This window comes from Leptospira sanjuanensis (assembly GCF_022267325.1).
GTDB lineage: Bacteria > Spirochaetota > Leptospiria > Leptospirales > Leptospiraceae > Leptospira > Leptospira sanjuanensis.
In genome coordinates this window covers 2,418,991-2,444,293 of record NZ_JAIZBG010000001.1, presented here as the reverse complement: position 1 = coordinate 2,444,293, position 25,303 = coordinate 2,418,991, and the positions used below count along the sequence as shown (strand labels likewise).

General features: G+C 47.5%; 24 protein-coding genes. 21 read left to right on the top strand and 3 right to left on the bottom strand.

Going from position 1 to position 25,303, the window contains the following annotated elements; translation table 11 throughout:
* Positions 1-9: 9 nt before the first annotated feature.
* Positions 10-246 (bottom strand): hypothetical protein, encoded by a 237-nt coding sequence (locus tag LFX25_RS11040; RefSeq protein WP_118955914.1) that lies wholly within the window; start codon positions 244-246, stop codon positions 10-12.
* A 76-nt stretch (positions 247-322) separates the two neighbouring features.
* Positions 323-988 carry a glutathione S-transferase family protein gene (locus LFX25_RS11035; RefSeq protein ID WP_238730284.1) on the bottom strand — a complete coding sequence of 222 codons (666 nt, stop codon included), beginning with the start codon at positions 986-988 and terminating at the stop codon, positions 323-325.
* Between the two features lie 224 nt (positions 989-1,212).
* Here LFX25_RS11035 and LFX25_RS11030 point away from each other — a divergent pair, with 224 nt between their 5' ends.
* The 6 genes from LFX25_RS11030 (at position 1,213) to LFX25_RS11005 (ending at position 7,975) form a co-directional block, all read left to right on the top strand.
* Positions 1,213-1,860, top strand: coding sequence for a hypothetical protein (locus tag LFX25_RS11030; protein ID WP_238730283.1), 648 nt, complete (start codon positions 1,213-1,215; stop codon positions 1,858-1,860).
* Position 1,861: 1 nt separating this feature from the next.
* Positions 1,862-2,623 carry a hypothetical protein gene (locus LFX25_RS11025; RefSeq protein ID WP_238730282.1) on the top strand — a complete coding sequence of 254 codons (762 nt, stop codon included), beginning with the start codon at positions 1,862-1,864 and terminating at the stop codon, positions 2,621-2,623.
* Between the two features lies 1 nt (position 2,624).
* Positions 2,625-3,428 (top strand): hypothetical protein, encoded by an 804-nt coding sequence (locus LFX25_RS11020; RefSeq protein WP_238730281.1) that lies wholly within the window; start codon positions 2,625-2,627, stop codon positions 3,426-3,428.
* Between the two features lie 352 nt (positions 3,429-3,780).
* Positions 3,781-4,566 carry an SDR family NAD(P)-dependent oxidoreductase gene (locus LFX25_RS11015; protein WP_238730280.1) on the top strand — a complete coding sequence of 262 codons (786 nt, stop codon included), beginning with the start codon at positions 3,781-3,783 and terminating at the stop codon, positions 4,564-4,566.
* Between the two features lie 4 nt (positions 4,567-4,570).
* Complete coding sequence (locus LFX25_RS11010; RefSeq protein WP_238730279.1) at positions 4,571-5,767, top strand: sterol desaturase family protein; 1,197 nt, start codon at positions 4,571-4,573, stop codon at positions 5,765-5,767.
* A gap of 66 nt (positions 5,768-5,833) precedes the next feature.
* Positions 5,834-7,975, top strand: coding sequence for a 7TM diverse intracellular signaling domain-containing protein (locus LFX25_RS11005; RefSeq protein ID WP_238730278.1), 2,142 nt, complete (start codon positions 5,834-5,836; stop codon positions 7,973-7,975).
* Between the two features lie 33 nt (positions 7,976-8,008).
* On the opposite strand, the gene LFX25_RS11000 is transcribed toward LFX25_RS11005, so the two are convergent.
* Positions 8,009-8,890: an LIC_11366 family protein gene (locus LFX25_RS11000; RefSeq protein ID WP_238730277.1), complete on the bottom strand. Its 882-nt coding sequence runs from the start codon at positions 8,888-8,890 to the stop codon at positions 8,009-8,011.
* Between the two features lie 64 nt (positions 8,891-8,954).
* On the opposite strand from LFX25_RS11000, the gene asd reads away from it, so the two are divergent.
* The 15 genes from asd to LFX25_RS10925 all read left to right on the top strand — a co-directional run bounded on the left by asd (position 8,955) and on the right by LFX25_RS10925 (position 25,274).
* Entirely contained in the window at positions 8,955-11,186 is a 2,232-nt protein-coding gene (gene asd, locus LFX25_RS10995) for an archaetidylserine decarboxylase (RefSeq protein WP_238730276.1), read from the top strand.
* A 198-nt stretch (positions 11,187-11,384) separates the two neighbouring features.
* Complete coding sequence (locus LFX25_RS10990; protein ID WP_238730275.1) at positions 11,385-11,714, top strand: DUF971 domain-containing protein; 330 nt, start codon at positions 11,385-11,387, stop codon at positions 11,712-11,714.
* Between the two features lie 143 nt (positions 11,715-11,857).
* The gene (gene fliN / locus LFX25_RS10985; protein WP_238730274.1) at positions 11,858-12,922 is read left to right on the top strand and encodes a flagellar motor switch protein FliN; all 1,065 of its coding nucleotides are present in this window, start codon (positions 11,858-11,860) and stop codon (positions 12,920-12,922) included.
* Positions 12,919-13,737, top strand: coding sequence for a flagellar biosynthetic protein FliO (gene fliO / locus LFX25_RS10980; protein ID WP_238730273.1), 819 nt, complete (start codon positions 12,919-12,921; stop codon positions 13,735-13,737). Before fliN ends, fliO begins: the two co-directional genes overlap by 4 nt.
* A gap of 42 nt (positions 13,738-13,779) precedes the next feature.
* Positions 13,780-14,577, top strand: a complete 798-nt coding sequence (gene fliP / locus LFX25_RS10975) for a flagellar type III secretion system pore protein FliP (protein ID WP_238730272.1) — start codon at positions 13,780-13,782, stop codon at positions 14,575-14,577.
* Entirely contained in the window at positions 14,574-14,837 is a 264-nt protein-coding gene (gene fliQ, locus LFX25_RS10970; protein ID WP_010574483.1) for a flagellar biosynthesis protein FliQ, read from the top strand. The genes fliP and fliQ overlap by 4 nt, the downstream gene beginning before the upstream one ends.
* 6 nt (positions 14,838-14,843) lie before the next feature.
* Positions 14,844-15,623 (top strand): flagellar biosynthetic protein FliR, encoded by a 780-nt coding sequence (fliR, locus tag LFX25_RS10965; RefSeq protein ID WP_118955903.1) that lies wholly within the window; start codon positions 14,844-14,846, stop codon positions 15,621-15,623.
* A gap of 203 nt (positions 15,624-15,826) precedes the next feature.
* A complete protein-coding gene (locus tag LFX25_RS10960; RefSeq protein WP_406600492.1) occupies positions 15,827-17,035 on the top strand; it encodes an EscU/YscU/HrcU family type III secretion system export apparatus switch protein in 1,209 nt (402 codons plus the stop codon).
* Between the two features lie 9 nt (positions 17,036-17,044).
* On the top strand, positions 17,045-19,168 hold the full coding sequence (flhA, locus tag LFX25_RS10955) for a flagellar biosynthesis protein FlhA (protein ID WP_238730270.1): 2,124 nt from the start codon (positions 17,045-17,047) through the stop codon (positions 19,166-19,168).
* A gap of 51 nt (positions 19,169-19,219) precedes the next feature.
* Complete coding sequence (gene flhF, locus LFX25_RS10950; protein WP_238730269.1) at positions 19,220-20,521, top strand: flagellar biosynthesis protein FlhF; 1,302 nt, start codon at positions 19,220-19,222, stop codon at positions 20,519-20,521.
* 25 nt (positions 20,522-20,546) lie between these two features.
* A complete protein-coding gene (locus tag LFX25_RS10945) occupies positions 20,547-21,458 on the top strand; it encodes a MinD/ParA family protein (protein ID WP_100763086.1) in 912 nt (303 codons plus the stop codon).
* Positions 21,459-21,461: 3 nt separating this feature from the next.
* Entirely contained in the window at positions 21,462-21,938 is a 477-nt protein-coding gene (locus tag LFX25_RS10940; RefSeq protein WP_238730268.1) for a hypothetical protein, read from the top strand.
* A 156-nt stretch (positions 21,939-22,094) separates the two neighbouring features.
* A complete protein-coding gene (whiG, locus tag LFX25_RS10935) occupies positions 22,095-22,895 on the top strand; it encodes an RNA polymerase sigma factor WhiG (protein ID WP_010574489.1) in 801 nt (266 codons plus the stop codon).
* Between the two features lie 22 nt (positions 22,896-22,917).
* Positions 22,918-24,906 (top strand): FapA family protein, encoded by a 1,989-nt coding sequence (locus LFX25_RS10930; RefSeq protein WP_238730267.1) that lies wholly within the window; start codon positions 22,918-22,920, stop codon positions 24,904-24,906.
* Positions 24,907-24,914: 8 nt separating this feature from the next.
* Positions 24,915-25,274, top strand: a complete 360-nt coding sequence (locus tag LFX25_RS10925; RefSeq protein WP_238730266.1) for a hypothetical protein — start codon at positions 24,915-24,917, stop codon at positions 25,272-25,274.
* Positions 25,275-25,303: the final 29 nt, after the last annotated feature.

The window sequence follows — 25,303 nt, the reverse complement described above, 5'->3', positions numbered from 1 at the left end:
GAATTCGAGTTAAGAAAGGCTTTTTCTGAAACTTTGGAGCAGAGATTCTTTTCCCGCCAACAGCACTTCGACCTGGTCCTGATCGATGTTGTAAACCACGTTGCTTTTGAGTGCGTCTTTGAATTCGTTCTGGTTGATCACTTTTTGATCGTAGCTTTCTTTTAGAAAATTATACCAGCCGGCCAAGAGAACTTTGAGATGGGGAAGTTCCCGGATCGGGATCGAAATTACTTTTTCTGGTTCCATAAAGACCAGAGCAGGCTATTTCCCGTACCGGGAGAGTCAAATCAATTTTGGAGGAAACCGGATAAGAATTTCGGCTCTAATCTATTTTCGCTTTCGCTCGCGCGAGAATTTTTCGAAGAGTTTGTTTTTCCTTTTCCACAAGAGCCGGCCCTTCCTTCGTTTTCATAAATTCGTAGTATTCTTTCCAACCAGCGAGTTGATCCAATGGATGATTGTCCGGATAAATGGATCTGAGCTCTTCGTCGATCACGCTTAGGTTTGCAAACGCGGAACAATCCGCCAGAGTGAAATTCGACCCCGCGATATACGGAGAAAATCGTACCACTCTTTGAAGGGCTTTGACTCCTTTGATCAGGATCGGATGAATTTCTTCGATCAATTCGGGTGCGATCGTTTTTCCTCTGGTCGCGAGCAGATAAATCCTTCTTGCGGGAATGTCGATGTAGGTTTCGACGATCGTCGTGATTTCCCGGACTCGGGCCGCTTCCCAAGGATCATTCGGAAGTAACTTGGGTTCTTGCGGGTAAATCGTATCTAAGAATTCTAAAATAGCCCCCGATTCGAATATGAATTTTCCGTCGAGTTCCAAGACCGGTATCTTTCCCATAGGACTGATCTTTAAGAATTCTTCATCTTGAGAGGGAGCCACCCTGATTTGTTCGTATTCCAATCCCTTCTCTAAGATCCCTAACTTTACTTTATTTACGTAGTTGCTGATGCTTGCGCCATGCAGTTTGATCATGAAAAAAGAAGTTTATCGATCGCTTCGGTTTGGAAAGTGTTTTTTGGGAAGAATGTCCGGGTTTGGTCCGGAGGAGTATAGAAGGGTTTAGAATTTGAAAATCGACCGAAGTATGAAATGTGAAATTTTGCATTCTGTTTGATTTCCTGATTTGAAAAAATAGTGTTCAATCAATGATTGCAGTTTATAACATGTACAAACTCATGATTGAGCAAAAGGATTGTATGAAACTGAAAAAACTCGTTCTGTTTCTAATCCTGATTCCGGTAGCAGTCTCCTTTCTAAGCAACTGTCATCGATTTCGGGTTGGAAAACAATTTAAAGCACAACCCTCTGTCCAGCTGGAAGGAAAGGTTGCATTGGTTCACGAAAACCACCTCGTAAAACGATACGGTTTTGTGGATGAAAAAATATTCCTGAAGGAATTCGAAGAGGAACTCAAAGACGTAAAAGGATTGGAACTCGTTTCTTTTCGCGAAAGTCGTAAGAGGATCCAAGACGCGAAATTGGATTCCGATTTGGTAAAAATCAATCTGCACGATCCGGTCGCTTTAAAAACGAACCCCGCCGTTCTCGCAAAACTTGCGAGCGCACTCGGCACGGACAATGTGATCGTGGTTTATTCCGACGAAGACGCGTTTCCTAAATCGGATTCATTTATGTATTTCGGTTCCGGTGCGGTCATTTCGACCAGCGTCGGACATGGAAGAGGAATTTTTCATTCCGTTTCTTTGATCCAACTCAAATCGGCGGATTTAATTTTTCAAGAATTCATATCTTCCGAAGATTCTCCGGTGAACGGCCCCGCAAGAGGAAGAAAATTGGCTTCCATTCTTGTTGACGGTTTGTTAAGCGCAAAGGCGGCGAACTAATATGAAAAGAAGTATAAAACTGACTTTGATTTTGATGAGCTCACTTTTGATCGGTGCGGCCTGCGTTAACGTTCCCTATCGAGCGAGAGTGTATTCTTCCGTTCCTTCTCCGAAGCTGAACGAGTTGAAAACGAAAAAATGGGCGATTCTTCCTACTTTGAACGTCTATCCGGCGGCTGCGGTGGGCAACGAGATCGATGGTAGATTGGACGCTTTGAAGGCGAGTCGATCGGGATACGTTCAGTCGACTCCTGCGGATATTAAAAAGTCTTTGAAGGACGCGGCGTTCACGAAGTCACTTTCCAAAATTTATACATCCGTTTGGGAAAGGGAAAAATCGGCAAGAGTCGCTTTAGCAACCGGTAAGGAACTTCTGCAAGCCGCAACGGTAAGAGCGATGAGCGATCCTGCAATGGCGGGCGCTACGGGAATGCAGCCCATCGAAACCGACGAAGACTTCTTTGTGGAAGATCTAAAAGGTTTGGAAAGTGATTTTAAAGGTTTAAAGCTGAAGGAAGATTACGCGATCCTTCCGGTTCTTTTGGACTATAGACCGACCGTTTCCGTAACCGACGTTTGGTTTGTGGCACTTCCCGTTTATATCGGAAAAACAGTATTAGAAAATTATACTATGACTTATTTCGTCGTAGACCTGAAATCCGGAAAAAATATCCGCACGATCCGTTCCGTACACGGTGCCGGCGGCGTGGAAGAATCCAGCGAACAGATCGACGCAATGCTCATGCAAGTTTTGGAGAATTAAGATGAAATTGAATCGATCTATAACCTCATTGTTGGGAGCCTCGGCTTTACTTTTCGCGAATTGTATTTCGTTTTCGCATTACAAAGCGGATTATTTAGCCGAAGGAAAGGACGTTAAGGGTTCGAAAATTCTTCTGATCCTGCCGAATTACAGCGATTACATTTCGGAAGACGTGTATCACACTCCGTTTCAGGACAGTCAAAGAAAGAACGCGCTGAGCAAACCGAAGGCAAAAGGCGGAATCGTGGAAATCAGCGTGGATTCCAGAAAACAATTTCAGGATTCCCCGGCTCGTAAAAGTTTCAAAATGTTTTTGGAAGGAAGTCTTTATTCCACACTGAAAAACGTTCTTTCTACGGAGAATCCTTCGGTACAGTATCTGGACGAGAAAGACGAAAAACGTCTAACTCCTGAAATCCAGAAGACGTTTAAAAATCCTTTCGTTCCTTTGAGTGCCGGTCTTCGCGACGAACTGAAAAAGAAAAACATCGAGTATGTTTTGGTTCCCTACGCATACAGCACGCCCGGAAACGAAATTTTTACGAAGACCATTTCGGTTCAGCAGCAGAACAACAATAATAATTCCGGAGGCGGAGGAGGGACTACGACTCAAACCCGAACCACTTCCAGCCTCGAAGCGGGTTCCATCGTTGGAGTTCGTTTGCAGCTGATCGAAGTCCAAAGCGGAGAAAGCGAACGGATTTCCAGCATTTTCGTTCCTTGGACGTATGCGGATATCGTAAAGCCTGACTTTCAAAAGAGCGTCTTACTTCTGGTCCAGGGGATCTTTCCTTCGCAGAAGTAATCGAACGTTTTAAAACTCCATCCGAGTGTAAAGCCGCCTTTGAAAAATCACAGGCGGCTTTTTTTTTGGAGTTCTCGGATTTTCCAACTAAGCCGGAAGCCACTCGCAACACTCCGTTGCTCGTTTGGCTACCTGGATGCCGATCCATAGAGAGGCATCCGCTGAGTTAAAAAGAACGAAACGCTGAGTTTTCTCTCTAAGGATCGCTCGGATTTTCCAGCTATGCTGGAAGCCACTCGCAACACTCCGTTGCTCGTTTGGCTACCTCGCTCTCTAAGGATCGCTCGGTATAAAAAAGTCTTTCTCTCTTTTTTCCCGCGAATATTTTCGACCGACAAAAGGAAAAGTGCAAATGGCAAGAACGGCAATCATCACGGGCGGAACGGTCGGAATCGGCTACGAACTCAGCAAACTGATCGCGGCGGACGGATACGATATTATACTCGTCGCAAGAAACGAAAAAACACTCAAATCGGTAAAGAAGGAAATCGAATCGTCTTACAAAGTGAAAGTGGATACGCTTTCCGTCGATCTTGCGGACCGCCAGGCGCCGAAGAAAATTTTCGACTTCGCGAAAAAATCCAAAGCGGTCGTCGAAATTCTGGTGAACAACGCGGGTTTCGGCACGAGCGGAAGATTCGATAAGATGGATCTGAAAAAAGAACTCGCGATGATCCAAGTCAACGTCACTTCTCTCGCCGAGTTGACGCATCTCTTTTTGCAGGGTATGGTGGAACGCAAGAGCGGAAAAATTCTGAACGTCGCGTCCACGGCTGCGTTTCAACCGGGACCGAACATGGCCAATTATTATGCGACAAAGGCGTATGTCCTTTCACTTTCGGAAGCGATTTACGAAGACGTATATAAGGACGGAGTCATCGTTACCACTCTTTGTCCCGGCCCGACCAAAACAGAATTTTTCGAAAGAGCCGAAATCACGAAATCGAAACTTCTGAATAATCCGATGGCGCCGATCATGAGCGCGAAGGAAGTCGCCGAAATCGGATATGCGGCTTTGAAAAAGGGAAAACCGGTCGTGATCTCCGGAGCTTTGAACAAGATTTTGGCGCAGAGCGTTCGTATAACGCCTCGATTCATCATTCGCAAGATCGCAAAATTCTTAAATCAAAACGGTTAATCGTATGCAAGGATCCATCATAGACTTAGCGGTGCCTTTCTTTCTGCTTCTGATCGGAGTGGAGGTTTTGTATTCCGGGATCTCCGGGAAAAAAGTCTATCGATGGAACGATACGGTCGCCGATTTAAGCACCGGAATTCTGTTTTCTCTGACGGGGGTTCTTGTCACCATAGCTTCACTTTGGGTATATGAGAAGTTTAGAATATTCTACTCTTTGCAGACTTTGTTCGGAGTTCCGGAGATTCCGTTGGGTGCGCCGATTTGGAAGGACTCGACCGGTTTTCACGGGGATCTTAGGAATTTGGCGGGATGGATATTCGTATTTCTCGCGGTGGATTTCGTGTATTACTGGTTTCACCGCGCGACCCACGAAGTCAATTTCCTTTGGGCTTGTCACGTTACGCACCATTCCAGCGAAGAATTCAATCTTTCCGTGGCTTTGCGTCAATCCAGCTTTCAAAGAATTTTCGAATATGCTTTCAATCTCGGAATCGCATTTTGCGGAGTTCCTTGGCAGGCGTTTCTTTTGGCGCACGGAATTTTAAAGATCTATCAGTTCTGGGTTCACACGAGACTGATCGGAAAGCTCGGCTTCTTGGAGGAAATACTCGTGACCCCGGCGCATCACCGGGTTCATCACGGAAGAGATCCGAAATACATCGATAAAAACCACGGAGGAATTCTCATCTTCTGGGATCGGATTTTCGGATCGTTTGCGAGAGAAGAGGAAGAACCGGTCTACGGTTTGACGAAACCGGTCACAACGTTCGATCCGGTTTATACGAACTTGCACGTGTACGAGGAACTTTTTTCGTTAATGCGAAAGGCGCCTAACGTGAAAGATAAACTTCTCCTTCTCCTCAAACCTCCGGGCTGGAGACCGGCGAGCATCGGACCGTCTTTGATCCCCGAAGAAGTGGATCGGAGCAGTTATCTGAAATTCGATCCGGTCGTTCCGTCGCCCCGGAAATGGTTCGGCGTTATCGAGTTCGTTTTCTGGACCGTTTTGTCTCTCGCATCGGTTCGATTTTTCAAATCGGGAGCGCTCGAACTTTGGAAAATTCTTCCCGTGATTTTATACGTCTTTTGCGGATTCAAACATACCGCTTCGGTTCTCGACGGAAGAACTTTGGGAAGAATGTGGACGATTTTTTTGCCGGTCGGAGCCGTATTGTTAGGTTGGATTTTGTTTTTTCTTTGAACCGGTGTTGAACCCCGGAAAGAATTTGAAATCATGGTTTGATTGGGAAATCGGCGAGTCGCATTCATGTTCAAAAAGTTATTTCAAATCATCGCCGTTATTTTTCTGTTCGCTTCGGTTCCCGTATTCGGGATCGATTTGGTTCGTCTGGACGATTCGTCCGTGGGATTGGAGGATTCCTTCGAATACTACGAGGATTTTACGAACAAACTCGGCTTCGAGCAGATCCGGGCTTTGGCGGATCAGGGTAAATTCAATTCCGGGAATATTAGTTCTTTAGGATATACGAATGCTTCCGTTTGGGTTCGTTTGAATGTGGAGAATTCCTCCGCGCAGCCGATTCGATGGATCGTGGAATATCAATATCCGAACGCGGATTTGGTCGAATACTACGACGTAAAAAAAGGAGAATCCCCGTTTTACAGGGCGGGCGATTCGATCCCGTTCGGAATCAGGCCGATTCAATACCGCAACCCTGCCTTTCCTTCGGTCGGTCTTCCAAAAACGAAAAAGTCCGTTTTTTTGCGGATCAAATCCGATTCGAGAATCCAGCTTTCCCTGCGTTACTACGGTGCTCTCGGATTTTATCAAAAGGTGATCTACGAACAATTTTTTTTCGGATTGTTTTTCGGAGCGATGCTCGTTCTTGCGCTTTACAATCTTCTATTGTTCGCTTCCACAAAAGAACGAAGTTATTTCTTCTTTGCGATCTACATCTTCGGATTTTCCCTATTTCAATTCGTTTTGGAAGGGTTCGGATTTCAGATTCTCTGGCCGGATTGGGTCGCATGGACAAACGTAAGCGTTCCGTTTTTTCTTTTGATCTGTCTGACTTTGATGTGTTTATTCGTGAACGTATATCTGGATTTGAAAAACCGTTCTAAAATCTCCCATCGTATATTCCAATATTTGCAAGCGGTATTTTTGACTTGTGCGTTTGTTTCTCTTTGGATTCCGGAACGTTTCGGAATTTGGATCGGATTATTTTGCACGTTCGCCTGCGTGATCCTTTTGTTTATCAACGGAATCAGAAGCATCGCTTGGAATCAATGGAATGCGTCGTATTTTCTTTCCGCCTGGGGAATTCTGGTCTTAGGATCGATTCTATTTTTATTTTTGCACAGCGGTTGGTTCCGTAACTTCGGTTTAAAATTTTGGGTCATCGAGATCGCGTCCCTGTTTCATGTCGTTTTAATGGGACTGGGTCTTGCGGACCGGGTAAAAGTATTGTCCAAGGTTTTGTCCGCGAAAATCAAGGAACTCGGTTCCACCAAACTCGTAGCCGAACGATCCGAAAAACGTTTCAAGAATCTCTTCGAAGAATCGGAGGAATTCCTTTTTACGATGGATACGAACGGGAGAATCCGAAATGCGAACAAGGCGCTCGGAAGACTTCTGGGTTTCGATCCGGAAGAGGTGATCGGTTGGGATTTTCTGGATCTGATCTTCGTTCCCACGGGCGGGGATGTCGCTTACGCAAAAATTTTGGCGAAGGATAAGATCGACGAACTTTTGCGAACCGGGAAAAGTTCGGAGTTCGCGGTCGAGTTTAGGCAAAAGTTCGTTTTGGAACCGAGACAGATTCGGGTTCGTCTTCAGCTTTTGGACTTGGGTGATAGGAAAGGAATATTAGGAAAGGCTTATGAACTCGACGAGGATATTCTTTCGAAGTTCATCGTAAGCGAATCCATGCACTTTACTCTCAACAACTATCTGCGGAATGCGGATCTGTTGAGCCGACTTTTGACCGTCAATCTTTCCAGTTTCGTAGGGACCGAAATTATAATCGCGATCCGAACCTGTATCCGGGAAATCGTCATCAATTCGATCGAACACGGAAATTTGGCGATCAGCTTCGACGAAAAAACGGAGGCGCTCGCCGAAGGGCGTTATCTCGAATTCATCCAAAAAAGACAAAAGGAACCGTTCTACAACTATCGAACCGTAAAGGTTTCGTATTCTCTCAACGCCCGCAGGATCGGATTTCTGATCTCGGACGAGGGAGAAGGTTTCGATTATAAGAAAATTCTAAACTTAGATATCGAAAAACTGAACGAAACGAGTTTGACTCACGGAAGAGGAATCGTGATGACGAGAAGAGTCTTCGATATCGTTCGGTTTAACGAAAAAGGGAACCGGGTTCTTCTAATCAAATATTTGAAAAAACCGCTTCGTTATAAGCGGGAAAAAACTTCCTTCGACGTTTAAACGCGTCGGCGGAAAACCCCCGCGTTTTAAAGTTTAAAACTTCTGCGCGACTCCGAAAAACAAGGTCGTAGTCAGGACTTGGAATTCCAGTTTACGGGAAAATTGATTCGTAACCAAGATCGCGGTTTGATTGTTCGATTCTGTCAGAGGTGTGACCCGTCCGTCTTCTCTCAAATAAAAGCTGGCCGATTCTCCGTTGAACGTTCCGTTTAAGGAAGGAATGTTGATCCAGGAAAGCGCGATCCCGAGTTGAAGACTTGTGGAATCGGTGATTCTTCGATTGACCGAACCTTCCAAACGAAATTCGATTCCGGTTCCGGTCAGGGAACCTTCTTGTCGAAAGCTTTCTCTTCCCGAAGTCGCGTATCCTTTCGAGTCCCAATATACTTGCGACATTCCGGCTCCGAGTCCGCCTTGAAAGATCCATCGTTTGTAATTCCATTCGTGCCAATACATCAAAAGAAAATACGGATTGGAAAGTTTAAAAGTCAGATCGGTGTAAAACGGTTCGGACGAAACCTGTTTCAATCCGAACTTCTGCCATTCGCGATAGCCTCCGATGAAACCGATTTGACTCTCCGGCCCGATCTTTCTGCGTAAAAACAATTCTCCCTGAGAAACGTTCGACGGCGGGTCGAGTTTGGTTTTGGAAGCTACCCTCGGATCGTATGTATCCGTAAATCCTCTCAGAAAAGAATTGAGTCTGTCTTCTCCCTTATATCCGATTCCGGCTCGGAGTCCGAGTTCCCAATACGATTCCTCTTCGGGAGGAATTTCGAGCGCGGGTTTTCGGGAATGAGACTTCGTTTTGGAAAGCTCCGTTTCGGCGTTCAAAGCGGAAGAAGGGTTGGGGAGAAGCGGGAAAAAAAGTAAAACACAGAATGAGATCCCGAAAATTTTGCTGGTAGCGCGCATGATTACAGGATTTCTAGCAAGGACTTCTATAAAAAGCGGATTTTCTTTCGTATCGGGCGGAGACATGTTGCAATTTCAGTTTTTTCAGTTCTTTGATTGGGATTTACTCAAACCGTATTTCTACTTCCTGAGTTTTATCGGAATCTATCTGACACTCAGACTCCGATTCCCCCAGATTCGGTTCCTCTTTCTCGCCGTAAAAATTTTTTCGGGCAATATGGACTACAAAGGTTCGCGGGGAAGGCTCGTCCACTCCCAGGCTTTTTTTTCCGGAACCGCGTCCTCTCTCGTTCCGGGGGCGGTGATCGGTTCGGCTCTCGCTCTGATGATCGGCGGTCCGGGGGTTCTCTTCTGGATTTGGATTTCTTCCTTTTTTATCATGCCTCTCCGTTTCGTTTCTTCGACTCTTGCGATCCGATTTAGAACCAAGACGGCTTCGGGAAGATATCTTTCCGGTCCGATGTATTTTATCGAAAGCGCTCTCAAAGCGAGATGGCTTGCGGTGAGTTTTGCGATCGCCGGTCTTTTGACCGTTCTCGTTATGGGCGGCGCGGTTCCGATGTTGTATGTCACTCATATCGCCAATCGTGCGTTCGAGGTGAGCGGGATGACGGTTCCGTTTTTGTTGTCCGTGGTTCTCGTATTTATCGTGTTAGGCGGCGTACGAAGAGTGGGAAAAGTTTCCGCGTATCTCGCTCCGATTGCGATCCTTTTGTTTTTTTCCGGTTACTTTTTTCTATTTAAGAATTCCTTAATGAACTTCAAGGATTTCCTCTGGCTTTCGTTTCAGGATGCGTTCCAGCCGTTGACCGCGATCGCGGGAGGGAGTTTCGTTCTCGCAAGAACCTTCAGCACGGCTTCCGGAATCTTCTTCGTTTCCACCGAAACCGGAATCGGGAAAAGCGCAGGGTTGTCCGGTGTCGTAAGAACGGATTATCCGGCGAAACAAGGACTGGTGAGCATGCTTGCCACCTTCTTTGAGGGATTTGTGGTGTCGACTCTCGTGATCTACGCGCTTTCTTCGTACGGAGCGTTTAAGATGGAAGAGCAGATTCTTTTCGTGAACGCGCTTTTTCAAGGACATACGAATCCGATCAACATGGCGTTTTTCGGATCGTTTCTGCTTTTGGGAGTCGTATCGATCACGGGTTGGTTTTATACGGGAGAACAGAACGCGCTGTATGTGTTCGGCGAAAAATTCGCGAATTTTTTTCGAATGCTCTTTCTTGTGACTATTCTTTTGGCCGCCTATTTGTATGTGAAGAACGGCGAACAAATCGTGTTCGAAGCGTTCGGTTTGGGATATTCTTTGTCGATCATCACCGCCGTTCCGGTTTTGATTTCTCTCGTTTTGCTCGAGAAGATCGCGAGAACCGAGTTGAAGCGTTTCTTAACGGAAAGCGGTGCGCGCTACGAAGTGTTGAAGGACTTTTATCTTCTAATTCTTTCTCTCGTACCGAAGAATCTTCTTTCCCGTTTGTTCGGATTATTGGCTTCTTCCCGCCTGCCGCGCTTTGTGATGATTCCGGTTTTGAAGGCGTTTGCAAGGGCGTATAAGATCAATCTCGACGAAGCGGAACTGGAAATTCAGGAATACAATTCCCTCAACGCATTTTTTACGAGAGCTTTGAAAGCCGAAGCGAGAATCATCGATTCCGCGGATAACGAAATGGTTTCTCCCGTCGACGCGAGAGTTACGGGATACGGGGATATCAATCAGAGAATCATCATTCAAGCCAAGGGAGTGGATTACAATCTCAAGGAACTTCTGGGTGGCGGATTGTCGAAATACATCGACGACTTTACGAACGGAAAATACATCACATTCTATCTTTCTCCGCAGGACTATCATAGAATCCATTCTCCCGCGTATGGAAAAATTTTAGGGTATTACTACGAACCCGGAAAATTATTTCCGGTGAACGAACTCGCGGTTTTCGGGATTCGAGGACTTTTTCCGAAAAACGAACGATTGATTACGTATCTGCAAACCGAATACGGTAAAGTCGCCGTTATCAAGGTGGGAGCCTCGAATGTCGGGAGAATCCGCGTGACTTACGACAACAAGATCGTGACAAATACGCTCATTCGGACCGCGAGAAACGTCGAATATAAGGACGTTTCGATCATGATCGACAAGGGCGCGGAACTCGGACGGTTTGAGATGGGATCGACCGTGATTCTTCTTATGGAAAAAGATACGTTCCAATTCGAGACGCTTTCCGTGAATGAAAAGATCACGTACGGAACTCCGATCGGGAAGTTTTTGGCGAAGAAGTGCAAGCTTCCGAAGTGACTCCTGACTGGTTCTATTGAAATCGGGGAAACGTGTGGGAACTCATACGGACTCGTGAGATTTCGGGAAATGTGGGAACTCATACGGACTCGTGAGATTTCGGGAAATGTAAGAACTCATACTGACTCGTGAGATTTCGGGAAATGTAGGAACTCATACTGACTCGTGAGATCTTGAAAATGTAGGAACTCATACGAAATGACTCAACTCAGTTTAAAAGCCACCACTCCCGATCAGATCGATTTCGACGAAAATCATCTGAAGATCACCTGGAAGGACGGAGTTACGTCCACCTTCGAGCTTTTGGATCTCCGGAAACGTTGCCCGTGCGTCGTTTGCAAGGGCGGACACGGAGGAAAAGTGGGAACTACCACGGGCGGAATTCAATCGATCAAACTCTATTCGATCAACAAGGTCGGAAGATACGCGATCAATCCGGTATGGAGCGACAACCATCAAACCGGAATTTATTCCTTCGACGGCTTAAGAATGCTTGCGGATGGGTTGGGAGGCGATCTCACTCTTTGAGCCCGACGAGAAAGGGCGTTTTTCGAAAAAAAGGTTGTTTTAACCCGAAAAACCGGTGGAATCAAGTTGAGACAAAAAAAATGAGGTGACAAAAACTCTTTTCTTATGTCCCATTAACTAAAATTCCCGGGAGAGTTCCCAAAATGGGCGAAGGTTCCCTTTCACAGGAAGAAATTGATGCATTATTAGCCGGTGCAAGCGATACGTTTGACCCGGGGGCGGTAGCATCTACAGCCGCACAAAAAGAAGTTCCGGGAATGTCTCCCGTGGACAGGGATATCTTGTCCGATCTTCTTTCTTCTTGTTTTCAAGTTGCCGGGAACACGTTAGGCGCCGTTCTTTCCCGTTCTTCCGCATTCTTAAATCCGAATGTGGAAACAAGGGCGCGTAAGGACATCGAGTCCGAATTAAAATCAGGTTCTTTTCTTTTATATTCCACGTTATCCGGAAGCGTAAACGGAAGAGTGGTTCTTGCCATGTCCGCCGAAAACGCGGTCAAGATCGCCAATTCCATGATGGGCGGTTTTGATTCGGGAGAATTGGACGAGGCGCAGATGCAGACTCTCCGCGATTCTCTCACTCCGGTGATGGGCGCGTTGATTTCCCAGATCAGCACAAAAACCGGAGGGGGCGTCAACGGATCTCCTTCCGAAACAAGAAACGTAACTTCTCCCGCGGCCTTGGTGTTGCCGGACGGCGAAAGTATCGTTCGAGTCTTTTTCAATTTAACGATCGAAAGCATTCCTTCCTTTCGGGTTCAGTTTCTTCTCTCTCTTTCCACAGCGTCCGATCTTTTGAACCTGTATCGTCGTTCCGGAAGCGGCGGCGGAGATATGGGAGGGATGGGAATGGGCGGCATGGGAGGAATGGGAATGTCCGCCGGTTCCATGTCCGTTAAGTCGGTCGCGTTTCCGAATTTAGGGACCGCGAGTGGAGCGTCGAATACTCCGAACTTAAACCTTCTCATGGACGTTCAGATGAGCGTCACAGTGGAACTCGGTCGAACCAAGATGTATATCAAGGACATTCTGGGTTTGGGAGAAGGTTCGATCATCGAGTTGGACAAACTCGCGGGTGAACCCGTGGATCTTTTGGTCAACGGGAAGCTGATCGCCAAGGGAGAAGTCGTGGTCATCGACGAAAACTTCGGGGTGCGCGTAACGGATATCGTAAGTCCTACCGATCGGATCAAGCCGGAGGGCAAGTGAAATTCTTAGAATCCTTCCCGGCAAACGGAAGGAAGGTCGCGTTCCTACTTTCCATTTTTCTTATATTCAGCTTTGCTTTTGCTTCTTTACGGGCGCAGTCCGAGCGGGAGCTTATGGACGAGGCTCTCAAAAAAGAATTGGGACAATCCTCGGCTTCCAAAGACGAAAAGAAGAATTCCGATTCCGGCGAAAAAAAGACGGATTCTTCCTCGACCTCCGGGACGACGGGAAATACGGGCGCGAAAAGTTCCGCCGCGGACACTCAAACCGCGCCGAATCCCGTGGAAGAAAGATATCGCCCGAGCGACGACGGTCCGGGAATCGCGGGAACCTTGTTCCGGGTCGTTTTTATTTTGGGACTTCTCTGCGCGGCGCTTTACTATATTCTAAAATACGTATCTAAAAATCGGGAAGGGCGTTTGCCGGTCCGCGGCGAAATGAACGTTCTTTCGAGTTTGATGCTCGGACCGAACAAGCAGCTTCAGATCGTGGAAGTTTCCGGAAGACTTTTGGTTCTTGGCGTGGCGGATAACGGAATCAATCTGATCACCGAGATCGAAGATCCGGAAGTGAAGCATCGAATTCTTCAGAAAAAGGAAAGCTTCCAGCCGCCCGAAGGCGGATTTTTGGTTACGGTCCTGGAGCAGATCAAGGACTTAAACTCTCGGATTTCCGGAACCCAGGAGGGTCCGCCGGATACGAACGAAAAGGGCGGGGCAGCTCGGGAAGAGAAACGAAGACAAGCCCGCAAAAAATTGGACGAACTCAAAGAAAAAACAAGCTCGCTCGAAAGCGGGCTTTTCGATTTGAGATGACGCGGACAAGAATCGAATTTGAGGAATTTTTTTCAGGTGAGAATGAGACATAAAAAACTTATAAAGAACATAACATGGATCCTGCTGTTAGTCACGGGCTTATCCTTGGGTTCTTCTTTTTTCACCTTGGAAGCGCAATCCGCGGGAACCCGGATTCCGATTCCGAATTTAAACATCAATGTGAACGAGGCGAAGAATCCGAGAGAGACGAGTTTGTCTCTGATGGTTTTGTTTCTTGTCACGATTCTTTCCTTGGCTCCGGCGATCGTGATGTCTTTGACTTCGTTTACGAAGATCGTGATCGTTCTCGACTTTGTGAGAAGGGCGTTGTCGATCCAGAATCTTCCGCCGAACCAAGTGATGATGGGTCTCGCGTTGTTTATGACGTTCTTTATCATGGCTCCCACCTTGAACACGGTGAACGAACGCGCGCTCACTCCGTATCTCGAAGGTAAGATCGATACGAACGCGTTTTTTGAAAAGGGGATGGTTCCGATCCGTGAATTTATGATGCGTCAAATCGGAACCTCGGGTGCAAAGGACGTCGCCTTATTCTTAAAAATCGGAAAGGTGGAGAAGGTGGAATCCTTCGACGACGTTCCATCCTACGTTCTGATTCCGGCCTTTATGTTAAGCGAAATCAAAAAGGCGTTTTGGATCGGGATCATTATCTTTATTCCGTTTATCGTGATCGACCTCGTGGTCGCGTCCGCCCTTCTTTCCATGGGTCTTATGATGCTTCCTCCCGTGATGGTGAGTCTTCCGTTCAAGTTGATTCTGTTCGTTCTCGTGGACGGCTGGAACCTGATCGTCTACGAATTGGTAAGGAGTTATAAATGACGGAACTCGACGCCATGACCCTGATTCGGGACGCTCTTTATATCACGCTCAAGATCTCTTCTCCGATTCTTTTGACCGCGCTTGTGGTCGGATTGATCATCGGGATCTTGCAGACTACGACTTCGATTCAGGAGCCTACGATCGCGTTCGTTCCGAAGCTCGTGGCGATCTTTATCGTGATCGTGATTTTTTCATCCTGGATGATTCAGACGATGACCGACTATACGCGCAACCTATTCCTAATGATCGAGAAGTTTTAGAAGGGTATGGAATACTTCATCAATCATTTTCAAGTGTTTCTGCTGATCCTTTCTAGGCTGATGGGATTGTTATCCGTCGCGCCCGTGTTTTCTTATCCTTCGATCAGCGTTCCTCAGAAGATGATTTTCTCCTTTTTGGTTTCCGTGATTCTGTTTCCGGTTACAGCGGGATTTCTTCCTCCGGTTCCGGGTGACATGGGAACCTACGGTCTTGTTGTGATGGCCGAGGCTTTGATCGGAATGCTTCTCGGTTTTTTGATCAGCTTGATCTTTGCCGCCTTTCAGATGGCCGGAGAATTTTTTAACGTTCAGCTCGGTTTCGGTTATGCGGAGATTTTGGATCCGGTGACTCAAACCAGTTTGCCCGTGATTAGTACTCTGAAAAATCTTTTGGGGATGCTGCTTTTTTTAACGTTAGGCGCGTATCGAATCATGTTCGAGAGTCTTGCGTATTCCTTTGAAAAGATCCAGGTGCTGCGGTTCACTCCTGAAATTCAAAACGGAATTTATAAGGCGATGGAAGACGCGGTCGGTGCGATGTTTCTGGTCGCGTTCAAGTTGTCTCTTCCGGTTCTGGGAATTATTTTGCTTGTGACCGTTTCCGAGGCGCTCATGGGAAAGGCTGCACCTCAACTCAATATTCTTCAGTTGTCGTTTCCGATCAAGGTGACGATCGGTTTGATCGTGATGATCTTTATCACGCCGTATTTGGTTTCGCAGATGGGCGCTGCGTTCGATCTTACTTTTGATAAGGTCAATCTCATGCTCCAGGAATGGCCGAAATGAAAACGCAACGTCAGCGAAATATGGAATTTAAGAGCAGGGGAAATTCTCCCTATGACGCGCCCCATAGGAAGCGTCATGCTGAGTTTTCCGACGCGCCCGAAAATACGACCCATAGGGAGTATTTTTCTGAAGAACGTCGTAGTTCCGACATTTTTCGTAATACGAAGCCCGCCCCACCCTCGTTGGGCGGTGGAGGCGGGCTCGTGGGAAGAATCGGTGAATTTTTCTCTATCACAAAAGACTTCTTCCATCAACTCAAATTCTTCCCTGCGGCCTTTGTCGTACCTCCGACAAAGGCTCATGCGGTTTCGTCTAACGCGGTCGACTTTCGGATCGACTTACAACTTTTCGCCGCGGAAGACGAAGGCCGAACCGAACCCGGATCGGAACGCAGAAGAAGAGAAGAACGAGAAAAAGGAAACGTTCCCAAATCCCCCGAACTTCCGGCTGCGGTCGTACTTCTTGCGGGAGTGATTCTTGTGTATCTCATGGGAGAATATTTTTTCATGAGAACGTTTTACATTCTCCGCAAATACATTCACGGGGTCGGACTCAGAACCGATATCAGTCCCGAGTCCGTAACGGAACTTTTAAAAAACGCCTCCACGGATTTATTCACCCTACTATGGCCTTTGTTCGGGATCACGTTCGTCGGAGCGGTCATCGGAAACGTGGCGCAGGTCGGATTTATTTTTACTCCGCGCGCGTTGAGTTTCAACTTCAGCAGAGTCCAGCCGAACTTTAAAAAGGTTCTGCCCACGCGTCAGACTCTTTTCAATTTAGGAAAGTCTTTTGCAAAAGTCGGACTCATCGGTTGGGTTTCGTACATCATTATCAGCAAGGATTTTTTCCCCATTCTTCTATCGGGAGAAATGGGACTCGAACAAGCGGTGGCCCTCGTCATGAGCAGTTCGTTCAAGATTTTTCTCGTAGTCGGGATCATTCTTCTTGCGATCAGCATCGTGGACTTCCTGTATCAAAGATACGAATATGAAGAATCCTTAAAGATGACTCCTTCCGAAGCGAAGAGAGAAGCCAAGGAATCCGACGGGGACCGTTCCCTTCAGGCAAGAAGAAGACAACTCGCGCGCGACATGATGAACAAACGAAAGATGCTCGCGAAAGTTCCCGAAGCGGACGTAGTCATCACGAACCCGACTCACTTCGCGGTCGCTCTCGAATACAAACCCGGAATTCACAAGGCGCCGATCGTCATCGCAAAGGGAGTGGACGATTTCGCATTATTGATCATCCGAATCGCTCGAGAGAACGGCGTCCCCACGGTGGAAGACCGTCTTCAAGCGAGAGGACTTTACGAGGAAGTGGAACTCGGCGCGGAGGTTCCACAACAATTCTATCGCGCGATTGCGACCATTCTCTCTCGTTTGGAATCCTTCCGGAGAGCGGTGTAAGAGGAAACTATGGAAAAGAAGTGGTGGAATCAATCCGACGTGATCCTGGGGATCGGGGCCGTGGCGATCGTAGCCATGCTCGTCATTCCTCTTCCCGGATTCATATTAGATATTTTGATTATAGTCAGTTTGGCGATAGGACTTCTCGTCCTTTTGACCTCTCTTTCGGTGAACGAACCGGCCGACTTCTCGATCTTTCCGAGCCTTTTGCTGATTACCACCTTGTATCGGCTCGCGCTCAACGTATCGACGACCCGGCAGATTCTTTCCAAAGGTCCGGCGATGAACAGCCACGTCATCGACGCGTTCGGTTCGTTTATCATCGGAAGCGAATCCGGTCTTTCGAAATACGTGGTGGGATTTATCATCTTCATCATTCTCGTTTTGGTGCAGATTCTCGTGATCACCAAAGGTGCGACGCGGATCTCCGAGGTCGCGGCCCGATTCACGTTGGACGCCTTGCCCGGAAAGCAGATGGCGATCGACATGGAACTTTCTTCCGGAAACATCAACGAAGAAGAAGCCAAAAAAAGAAGAAAGAAGATCGAAGCGGAAGTGGACTTTTACGGTTCCATGGATGGAGCGAGTAAGTTCGTCCAAGGGGACGTACGAGCGGGACTCATCATCACCGCCATCAACCTGTTAGGCGGAGTCATCATCGGAGCCTCGATTCGCGGAGAATCCTTCACCCAAGCGATCGAAACCTACGGTAAGTTCACGATCGGGGACGGACTCGTTTCACAGATTCCCGCGCTCTTAACGACGGTTGCAACCGGTATCATCGTAACCCGCTCCGGTTCGGAGTCCGATCTTGCGACTCAGTTCAAAAGCCAGCTTTTCAGCAATTCGAAGGTTCTGTATGTGGTTGCGGGAAGTTTGGGATTTGCGGCTTTCATTCCGGGCCTTCCGTTTATACCGCTGGTTCTTCTTTCCGCGGGAATCGCTTACTTGGGTTATTCTCTCGAACAGACGGTCAAAGAACAACTCGAGTCGATCGAGAAAAAGGAAAAAGAATCCGGTCAGGATCGCAAACCGAAAGACTTCTACGAGGAACTTAGAACCGATCCGATCGAAATCGAAGTCGGTTATCATCTCATTCCGTTGGTCGACGCTTCTCAAGGCGGAGCGCTTCTCGATCAGATCAGCAATCTGCGTAAGAAGTTCGCTCAAGACAATGGGGTAGTCATTCCTCCGGTAAGAATTTTGGACAATCTGGATCTGAATCCGGATACGTATTCGATCAAGATCAACGGAACCGAAGTGGGAACTTCGACCGTTAAACCGGATAAACTCATGGCGCTCAACACAAGTCCGGGAACCGCGGAGCCGATTCAAGGCGAGGATTTCCTCGAACCTTCTTTCGGTCAAAAAGCGAAGTGGATTTCTTCGGAGGACAAGTCCGACGCGGAAGCGAAGGGTTACACGGTTGTAGACGCGTCCACGGTCGTTGTCACTCACTTGAAGGAACTTCTTGCAACGCATGCGTCCACCTTGCTGGGAAGGGAAGAAGTCAAAAAACTTTTGGATCACTACAAGGCGAGTTATCCGACTCTTATCGGAGAACTCGACGCGGACAAACCCGGCAACTTGGGGATCATTCAGCAGGTATTGCAGAATTTGTTACGCGAAGGTTTGGGAATCCGCAATCTCGTTCCGATTTTGGAATCGATCGCGAACAATTTGCCTAAGTATCAAAATCCTTACATTCTCACCGAACTTGTAAGACAATCGATTTCGAGAACCGTCGTTCGCGATTATCTCTCGATGGACGGAAAACTTCGGGTAATCACACTCGAAAGTAGAATTCTCGACCGACTCAACAAGTCGATCACTCAGGACCGAATCGAGAACAGGGATGTGTTGTCGTTGGCTCCCGATTTTTACAGAAGGCTGATCGACAGCGTCGCGGAACTCTATCGTAATTTTAGAACGGAAGGAAAATTTCCGATTTTCGTCGTAAACCGAGAGGTTCGTCTTCCGTTCTCGTATCTTCTCGCGAAGGAATTTCCTCCTCGAAACTTCGGCGTTCTCGCCTACGAGGAAATTCATTCTTCCGTGGATTCGGTGATCGAGGCCGAACTCAAACTTCCTCAGACACAGGCCGCGGCAGCGGGGGTCGGGGAAGAAGTATGAAGGATTTAGAATATTCGATCTTGCTTATGGGCCAGGATCAGGGAGTTGAAAATGGAATTCGCTAAAATTCGCGGTAAAAGTTACCAAGACTGTTTGATGGAAATGAAAATGAAATACGGATCGGAGGCGACCGTGATTTCTCAAACCGTGGTCACCGAAGGCGGTGTAATGGGAACGGGTCTTCTTGCAAAGAAGATGATCGAGATCCAGATCGGAATTCCCGAAAAACAGGCTTCCCGCGAAAAGATAGAACGTAAACTTCAGGATTTAAAGGATCTTTTAAAACAAAAGTCTTACGCGGCTCCGGAAAGAAAGAAAACCCTTCAGACCTTAAAACCTCTTTCCAGAACCTTGGAAGAGAAGGAAGCCGCGACTGCGGTCGCGGAAGATTCCTGGGAGATCGAAGACATCACGACCGAACCCGAAAGAGTCGGCTTGTCGTTTGAGAAAGAACTTTTTGACAAAACTTCTCCCGCTCGCAGAGAAACCTCCCCCGTTCGAGGCAGAAAGGATTCTCCCTTAACACGTCTCGGGGAGAAGTGGGTTCGCGAAGGAATGAGCCAAGGTTATGTGGAAGAACTTCTTTCCAAGATCGAAGAGCGTCTTTCGCCCATCGATCAAGGACGCAATCACGCTGTTTCCGAACGAGCCGTCGAGATTCTGAAGGAGCGCGTCAGCGTCGACCCGGACTTGTTTCGCGGAACGGGAAAGAATCAGAGAAAGGTGGTCTTTCTCGTTGGTCCTACCGGGTCGGGAAAAACGACGAGTGTCGCCAAACTCGCCGCGAAGTACTTCCTACACATGGGAAGATCGGTGTCGCTTTATACGACAGACAACTATCGGATCGCGGCAATCGAACAGCTCAAACGATACGCAGACACAATGGGAATGCCGTTTTACCCGGTTAAAGACATAAAAAAATTCAAGGAAACTCTGGCTCGGGACGGGTCGGAACTAATTCTCATAGATACAGCGGGTTACAGTCATCGCAACATGGAACAGTTGGAACGAATGAATTCTTACCTTTCCTGTTTCGGTGAAAAAGACTCGGTGGAAAATCTTCTTGTCCTTTCCGCGACTTCTTCCTACCATCATACAAGTGCGGTATTGAAAGCCTATGAGTCTCTGAACTACCGAAGAATTCTCCTGACGAAATTGGACGAGGCAGATTTTTTAGGTGGTTTTCTCGAACTGGCCGATACATACTCTAAGAGTTTCACATACTACAGCGTGGGGCAAGAGGTTCCGTTCGACATTCTTCCGGCGGAAAAGAACCTAATGGCGGAATGTGTGGTGACTCCGGAGAAAATTGCGGAGCTGAGAGGAGAAGTTTTCACCGTAGCCGGTGGCTGATCCGAAGCTTTTGAAGAGGTAAAGAATGGACCAGGCGACTCATTTACGGAAACTCACCGAGGGGAACACGAGTCTTAAAGTTCTGTCATCCAGAAAGCCCACGACAAAGATCATTGCGATCGCGTCCGGGAAGGGAGGAGTTGGAAAGAGTACCATCTCCGTCAACCTCGCCATCTCCATGGCCCGCGCGGGTCAAAAAGTCCTCGTGTTCGACGGGGACTTGGGACTCGCGAACGTCAACGTCATCCTAGGAATCATTCCCAAATACAATCTCTATCACGTAGTCAAAGGACACAAAAGTCTCAAGGACATCATCATCCAAACCCCGGAAGGCGTGGACATCATCGCGGGAGCCTCGGGTTATTCTCAGCTTGCAAACCTCAACGACACTCAGAGAAATTCCCTGATTAAGGGTTTTTCCGAATTAGACAATTATGATATTATGATCATCGATACCGGTGCGGGAATCAGCTCCAACGTCATCGGCCTCACATTGCCTGCGGACGACGTCATCGTGATAACGACTCCCGAGCCGACTGCGATCACCGATTCGTACGGGCTCATTAAGGCAATCGTTTCCCAAAGCCGCGATAAGAATCTCAAGATGGTCGTGAACCGGGTTCGCAGCGCGATCGAAGGAAAGAAGGTCGCGGACCGAGTGATCGACATCAGCGGACAATTCCTCGAAGTGAAGGTGGAAAACCTCGGATTTATCTTTCAGGACGAGGAAGTCGAGAAGAGTATCCGCGAACAAAAGCCTTACATCATCAATTCTCCGAAAAGCAAGGCGGCCGCTTGTCTGAACCGCATTACGTATTCTCTTTTAAATCAGGAAATGGAGCCGTTGGAAGACGCCGGCATCAGCGGATTCTTCAAAAAGTTCTTCAACTTTATGGACGTCCGCGACAAAGAGCTGGATAAAAGCGACGAAGAATAAGTTTTGAACCTTCAGATTGTTTTTATCGGAGTTTTCGCTCTGATCGCATTGATCGTGAGCCCAGTGTGCGGATTTCTTACCGGAAATTCTTTCGGACATATCCTTCTCGTCTCGATTCTTTCCGTCGTCGCGTTCGCCGTTCTCGGATTCGGAGTGCACGCGTTCTTGGAAATGAAAGTTCCCGAATTTCTCGACTTTCTTTCCAACTTAGGCGGAGAATTCGTTCCGGCTTCTTCCGCTGCGGACGGAGCAGGAGGAGGCGGACACGACTACACAAGTCAGGCGAGCGATTCTGATTTCTCTTCGGGAGACAGCGCTTCGAACACGGAAGTCTTCGCTTCCGCGACTCCGAAACGTCAGAAAAGCGGAAACTTCGGGGATCACATCATGGTCGAAAATATAGCGATCAAAAACGAACCCAAACTCATGGCAGAAGCGATCCGAACGATGTTGGCTCGCGACGACATGGGGGAAAAATGACGACTTCCCTTTAATTTCCTTCGCTGGCGGCTTAGAATGGGAATGAGACAAAAAACTGCTTGATTTCCCTGTTTTTGCCCTAAAAAATGCTATTGCAATTTTCTGAGAAGCTCGACACTTTAGAATGAAGGTCAAGGTTTTTCCAGATCCGAGCTTATGTCCAAAAAATATGAGAAATATAACCAGCAGGATGAGACGGAACTATGGAAATCCTATCGGGATACCAAAGACCAAGACATCCGATCTTATCTTGTGGAGAAATATTCTCCGTTAGTCAAACACGTCGCGGGTAGAATCGCGATCGGAATGCCGCAGAACGTAGAGTTTGACGATCTCGTATCCTACGGAGTGTTCGGACTCTTGGACGCGATCGAAAAATTCGATCCGGAACGACTGATCAAATTCAAAACTTATGCGATGACAAGGATTCGAGGAAGTATCTTCGACGAACTTCGCTCGATCGATTGGATTCCGAGATCCATCCGTCAAAAAGCAAAACAACTCGAACAAATCATCGGTATGCTGGAGAACAAAGAAGGCCAGCAAGTCGACGACGACGCGATCGCGAAAGAATTGGGAATCTCCATGGAAGAGTACAATTCCCTTCTTACCAAGATCAGCGGAACTTCCCTCGTATCGTTAAACGACATTTGGTTTCTCGGAGACGAAAACGACGAAGTTTCCTTTATGGAAACCCTCGAATCTCCGATGAACATGAACCCGGACACGATCATCGAAAAAGAGGAAATCAAAAACGTGATCGTGGAAGCGATCAAAACCCTTCCCGAAAAGGAAAAGAAAGTAATCGTATTGTATTATTATGAAGATCTTACCTTAAAGGAAATCGGAGAAGTGTTGGAAGTGACCGAATCCAGAATTTCGCAGCTTCACACAAGAGCGGTTTCCCGACTGAGAAGCAAACTCGGTAAAGTAAAATCCGTCATTTCTCGAAAGTAATCTTTTCAAACGGGGCTAATGTATGGGTTCCCTTTTACCATTCTTAGAAGATCAAGGCAGGGAACTGGATCGAATCCAGAAAGAGCAGGTCGAAGTTTACGGCGATACGCTAGAAAATTCTCTTCGTCTCGCGGCAAAACATCTTAAAAAACAGATCCACGAACTCGACTACGTCGTTTTAAAACGCGGCAAGAAAAAACTGTTCGGTCACGAACCGTGGCATATCCGAGTCTCCATTCTTCCCGAAGACAACTTTCTCGACGAACTCACCGAACTCGATCAGAAACTCACCGGAGGTTCCGGCAAACTCGTATCCAAAGATCTCAAGGATTTCATTCAACCCAAAGATAAAAACGGAAGAAGTCTCGTGCAGATTCTCCGCAACGGAGTTTATCTCACCGTATTTCCTCCGTTAGGCGAAGGTCGTCCCGTGGAAATCGACGAGGTTTCCAAAAAACTCGTTCTCAAAGGAGTGAATGGAGAAGACGACAAACTTGTTCGAAAGATCGTCAAAGAGGCAAAGGGCGAACCGATTCTGATCTCCGATCAAAAACCGAGACCGGGTATGGAGGCCAAACTCATACTCGACATCACGTCCGATAAGATGAAGGCGAAAGTCACCATTCTTCCTCCGAGACCGGGAGGAAGGGATATGGACGTAAAAGACATCGTCAATCATCTCAAAAACGCGGGCGTCAAATACGGATTCAAAGAGGAAGAAATCCAAAGAAAACTCGAAGAGGAATTTTACAACCAACCCTTTCTCGCGGCGGAAGGGGATTATCCGATCAACGGGAAAAACGCGCAGATCATCTATCACGTCCGCACTTCCAAAAACGTTTCCTTCCGAGAGGACGAATCGGGAAGAGTGGACTTCAAGGATTTGGATCTGATCGAAAACGTAGTCGTGGGTCAGTTGCTCGCAGAAAAGATTCCCGCCGAAAAAGGAAAATACGGACGTACGTTATTCAACGAACTTCTTCCCGCAAAAGACGGAACCGATACGGATCTCAAACAAGGTAAGGGGACCATTCTTTCCGAGGATAGAAGCAAACTCACCGCCGAAGTCAACGGTCAAGTCGTGTTCGCAACGGGAAGACTTTCGGTCGAAACCGTTTATCGGGTCAACGGAGACGTGGGAATCAAAACGGGGAACGTCACCTTTCTCGGTTCGATCGTGATTACGGGTAACGTGGAAGACAACTACTCCGTAAAAGCCGCGGGCAATATCGAAATCTACGGAACCGTTCAAAAAGCGAGAGTGGAAGCGGACGGAGACATCATCATTCGTCAGGGAATTTCGGGAAGGGAAGAAGCGCATATCGAATCCACCGGCGGAAACGTGATCGCAAAGTTCATTCAGAGCGCGACCGTGATCACGGAAAAAGACGTTCTCGTTCAAGAAGGAATTCTCCATTCGTTCGTGAGCGCGGGCGGTAAGATTTTGTGCAACGGGAAACGCGGTCAGATCGTGGGCGGGACCGTACGCGCCTCGGAACTGATCGGCGCTCGAAGCATCGGTTCTCCGGCAAACCCCGCGACCGAACTCGTCGTGGGGATCGATCCGAAAGTTCTCAAGCAGATCGCGGACTACGAAGCGAAGATGCACGAAAGTCAGTCCAAACACGAACAGGTTTTTAAAAGTCTGAAGACGCTTCAGGCAAGAAAAGAATCCGATCCGGCTTCGTTTACGGAAGAACACGAGAATCAGCTCGGCAAGATGCAGAAGGCGGTCGAAAAACTGGATTCTCGAATTAAGGAATTCGAAACCGAAATCAACAATCTCAAAAATTATATGGAAGAGAAATCTTCTCATGGAAAGATCAGCATCGAAAAGGTTCTCTACGGCGGCGTGACGATCAAGATCCGAAACTCGGATTACAAGACTCGGAACGAAATCAAGAACAAGACTTTCGTGGAAGAGAACGGAATGATCCGCCAGGTGCCTTACGAAGACCCCGATCCGGACAATAAAAAAGACTGGAGAAAAAAACGAAACCGTGGTAATTAAACCATAGGATGAGGCTCAGCGACACATTCTTAGGTTACGGTCAAGCTCCGGATATAATCCGGAAGCAACAGGTGGAAAATCCGTTCACCATGCCTCATATGATCTCCGAAACAGCTCGGGTGGTCAAAGAATACAACGATACCAGAAAATACGCGGTCGAGTTGTATACCGACGTTTTCTCTCTTTCTCCTGAATCCAGGGAAAGATTGGCTTCGGTCAGAAATCAAAAAATCGACGAGATCAAGGACCGGTTAAAAACATACAAGCCGGCTTCCGGCGATCGGACCGAGCTGGTGACGTATTCCGCCGGCGGTCAAAAGGCGTCTAACGCACCCGCCAATCGGGGTAGAATCGAATTCTTCGCTTAATCTTTTCCAAAGGGATGTTGTTGGAGACA